This window comes from Streptantibioticus rubrisoli, from assembly GCF_024436055.1.
Lineage (GTDB): Bacteria > Actinomycetota > Actinomycetes > Streptomycetales > Streptomycetaceae > Streptantibioticus_A > Streptantibioticus_A rubrisoli.
Genome location: NZ_JANFNH010000093.1, coordinates 1 through 3,718 on the forward strand (window position 1 = coordinate 1; position 3,718 = coordinate 3,718).

Here is a 3,718-nt window from a genome sequence, read left to right on the forward strand (position 1 = left end):
CCGTCTTCGACGAGGACGTCCCCCACGACCTGCTCCGCAAACTGCAACCCGACAACTGGGTCAAGGGCGGCGACTACACCACCGAAACACTCCCCGAGACCGAGATCCTGCGCTCCTGGGGCGGCCAAGCCCTGGTACTGCCCTACATCGCCGACCGCTCCACCACCGAACTAGCCCAACGCGCCGCCACCACAGCGGTCCACAACGAGTAACCCGAGATGAACACGATGGGCTCCCGTGCGTGCGAACGCCCACCCGTCCGCCAGGTCCTGGTGCTTCGGGCGCTCGGGCTTGGCGACCTGCTGGCCGCCGTGCCCGCGTTGCGGGCGTTGCGTCGCCGCCTGCCGGACCACCGCATCACCCTGGCGTGTTCGCCCAAGCTGGCCGACGCGGTGGCCGTCACCAGGACCGTTCACCAGTTGTTGCCGACCACGGCACCGGGGCGCTCGGTTCCCGAACGCCTGTCCTGGGACGGCCGTCCCCCGGACATCGCCGTCGACCTGCACGGCAACGCGCCCCTGAGCTGTCTGCCGCTGAAGGCGCTGCGCCCGTCGGCACTGCTCGCCTACTCCGAGCCCTGCGGGCCGCCCTGGCATCCGGACGAGCACGAAAGGCTCCGCTGGTGCCGTCTGCTGGAGTGGTACGGCCTACCGGCGGACCCCGGTGACCTCGCGATCGCCGCCCCCGCGGCGAGGACGTCCGCGCCGGGCGCGATCGTGGTCCACCCGGGTGCCGAGGCAGCCGCCCGCCGTTGGCCCGCCGAGCGGTTCGCAGCGGTGGCGCACGCACTGCACCTGCGCGGTCATCGCGTCGTCATCACGGCGGGTGCGGGGGAAGCACGGTTGGCGCACTCCGTCGCCGCCCAGGCAGGACTGCCGCCCGGCAGTGTTGTCGGCGGGGCGGATGACATCCCGTTCAAACAGTTGGCGGCGCTCATCGCCAATGCCGCGGCGGTGGTGGTGGGAGACACCGGGTTGGCCCATCTGGCCAGCGCACTGCGCACACCGTCCGTGGTGCTCTTCGGCCCGGTCCACCCGCGGCTTTGGGGGCCGCCCGCCGACGGGCCCCACCGGGTGATGTGGCACGGCGACCCGGACGGCGACGGGCGTCCGGGGGACGCCCACGGGCGGCGGCCGGACGAACGGCTCCTGCGGATCACCGTCGACGAGGTGCTGGATGCCGTCGACGGGTTGCCGCCCGGCCCGGTTGACGTGCCCCGGCTGCCCGAGACGGACGAATGATGGGCACATCGCGTCAGCACCCCGCCGTCGGCATCGTGGTGATCACCCGCGACCGGCGCTCCCAGTTGCTGGCCACACTCGACCGGCTGGACGCGCTACCCGGTCGGCCGCCGATCGTGGTGGTGGACAACGCCTCCGTCGACGGCACGTCCGCCGCCGTTCGTGCCGGCTTCCCCCACGTGCGGCTGCTGCGGCTGCCACGCAACGAGGGGGCCGTCGCCCGCAACCACGGCGTCGCGTTGCTGGACAGCCACTACGTGGCGTTCAGCGACGACGACTCCTGGTGGGAGCCGGAGGCGCTGCCCCGGGCAGTCGCCGTCTTCGACGCCCATCCGCGCCTCGGCCTGCTGTCGGCGGCCACCCGGGTAGGCGCCGACGGGCAGCCCGACCCGCTCAACACGGTGCTGGCCGCCTCCCCTCTCGGCACCGCCCCCGACCTGCCCGGTCCCTCCGTGCTCGGTTTCCTCGCCTGCGCCAGTGTGGTGCGCCGGGCGGCGTTCGTGGACGTGGGAGGTTTCCACCCGTTGCTGCACTTCGCCGGTGAGGAAGCGCTGCTCGCCATCGACCTGGCCGCGCGCGGCTGGGGGGTCGTCCACTGCCCGCGCGTCATCGCCCGGCATGTTCCCGATGGCGGGCCGCGCCCGGACCGCGCGGCACGCGTGCGCCGCAACGAACTCCTGACGGCCTATCTGCGCAGGCCCTGGTCGTGCGGGGCGGCGCTCACCGCGCTCACGGCCCGCGACGCGCTCCGGGACCCCTATGCGCGGCTGGCGCTGGCCGAGGCGCTGTGGCGGCTGCCGCGCGCACTGCTGCACCGAAAGCCGGTGCCGAACTGGCTGGAACGCGACCTTCGGGCCGTCGCGGCAGCGGCGGCGCCATCCGCGGACGGTTAGGACGCGGTGACGAACGCCGCTCGCGTGGGTACCGGCGCGACGCGGGCACGGCGGCCGTGGGCCAGGGCGCCCGCGCCGATCACGCCCGCGATGATCAGGCCGCCCGCGACCAGCGCGCCCCGCGCTCCCGCGACCTGGATGAGCAGACCGAGGGCGGGCGGACCGGCCAGCCCCCAGCCGGTGCTGATGCTGTTCCACACACCCAGGACCCGGCCCCGCATGTGCGCGGGCGGATCGGTCTGCAGGATGGTGGTGGCCGCGGTGTCCGAGATGGACTCCACGATCGCCATCGGAACGACCACCATGAGGACCATCAGCAGCAGCGGTGCGCATCCGACGACGATCTGCAGCAGACCTCCGGCGGCTGCCAGGACCGCGACCAGGCGGACCGAGGGGCGCCGCATCCGCCCGGCGAGTACCGCACCGGCGGTGCCGCCGACCGCCAGGACGGTGGACACCACACCGTAGGCCGCCGCCCCACCGTGCAGCGGGCCGGTGACCAGCGTGGCCAGCGTCAGGGCGTAGTTGCGGCCCAGTACGGCGCTCACCGCCGTGATCACCGCCAGTGCGACCAGGCGCCGGCGGCTGGCGAAGAACGCCAGGCCCTCACGCAGCCCCATGCCCTGCTCGGCGGTCGCACGCCCGCGCCGCGGTGTGGTCGGCGCGGCCTTCCGCTCCCGCGCCACCGGGCGCAGGAACGGGATCACGGCGGAGACGAACAGGAACGACAGCCCGTTGACGACATAGGCCCCGGCCTCGCCGACCACCGCGATGGTCACACCCGCCAGCGCGGTCCCGGCCAGCCGGCCGACGCTGTGCACCACGGAACCCAGCGCGATGGCGGAGGGCACATCGCTCTCCGGCACCAGGTCGTTGCCCAGCAGCGAGGTGGCCGGTCCGTCGACCGTCGCCACCAAGCCGGTGATCGCGGCCATCATCATCAGCACCGGCACGTTGAGCATGTGAAATGCCACCAAGGCGGCGGTGGTGAACGCCATGGCACCCAGCACCGCCTGGCTGACCGCTGCGGTCAGCTTGCGCGGCCAGGCATCCACGGCGGCGCCACCAAGCAGTCCCACCAGCAGTCCCGGGGCCGCCTGGACGGACAGCGACAGTCCGGTCATCGCGGCGGAACCGGTCAGCTGCAGCACCAGGAGGTTCTGGACGGTCAGCTGCATCCAGGTGCCGAGGTTGGAGAACAGGTTCGCGGTGGACCACCAGCGCATACTGCGGCTGCGCAGGCAGCGCCAGGGCGAACGCTCCGGGCGGGCGGGCGCGGGCTTCGGCGCGGGGCGACGGTCTTGGAGGATGTCTGTGGGCAGCTGGGCAGAGCTGGTTTCAACTGCTAGAGGCACTAGGCGGTATCCCGGTCAGCGCGGAAGGCGCGGCGGTGGGGCGGTGCGGCCATCGAGGTCGCGCGGCTCTCGACGGTGAGAGCGGCACGGGCCAGCGGAAAGTCTCACAGACGCTCGCCGGGCACCGGAAGACAACACCGCCTGCCGACAGCACGCGCCTCGCTCCAACTCCCCGTGGAGCGAGCCGGTTTGCCCCGCTAAGTGGCATTGCTCACAGACAGCGGGCGGG

The 3,718-nt window shown here is 73.1% G+C and carries 4 protein-coding genes; 3 read left to right on the plus strand and 1 reads right to left on the minus strand.

The window, feature by feature from the left end; genetic code table 11:
* From NON19_RS32935 to NON19_RS32945, 3 genes are all read left to right on the plus strand, one after another.
* Positions 1 to 212 (plus strand): nucleotidyl transferase family protein (locus NON19_RS32935; RefSeq protein ID WP_504979683.1); only part of this gene is annotated, 212 nt, incomplete at its 5' end.
* Between the two features lie 6 nt (positions 213 to 218).
* Positions 219 to 1,241, plus strand: coding sequence for a glycosyltransferase family 9 protein (locus tag NON19_RS32940; protein ID WP_255932950.1), 1,023 nt, complete (start codon positions 219 to 221; stop codon positions 1,239 to 1,241).
* Complete coding sequence (locus NON19_RS32945; protein WP_255932951.1) at positions 1,241 to 2,134, plus strand: glycosyltransferase family 2 protein; 894 nt, start codon at positions 1,241 to 1,243, stop codon at positions 2,132 to 2,134. The genes NON19_RS32940 and NON19_RS32945 overlap by 1 nt, the downstream gene beginning before the upstream one ends.
* On the opposite strand, the gene NON19_RS32950 is transcribed toward NON19_RS32945, so the two are convergent.
* Positions 2,131 to 3,360 (minus strand): MFS transporter, encoded by a 1,230-nt coding sequence (locus NON19_RS32950; RefSeq protein WP_372514382.1) that lies wholly within the window; start codon positions 3,358 to 3,360, stop codon positions 2,131 to 2,133. The two genes, NON19_RS32945 and NON19_RS32950, sit on opposite strands and share 4 nt — an antisense overlap.
* Positions 3,361 to 3,718 lie beyond the last annotated feature (358 nt).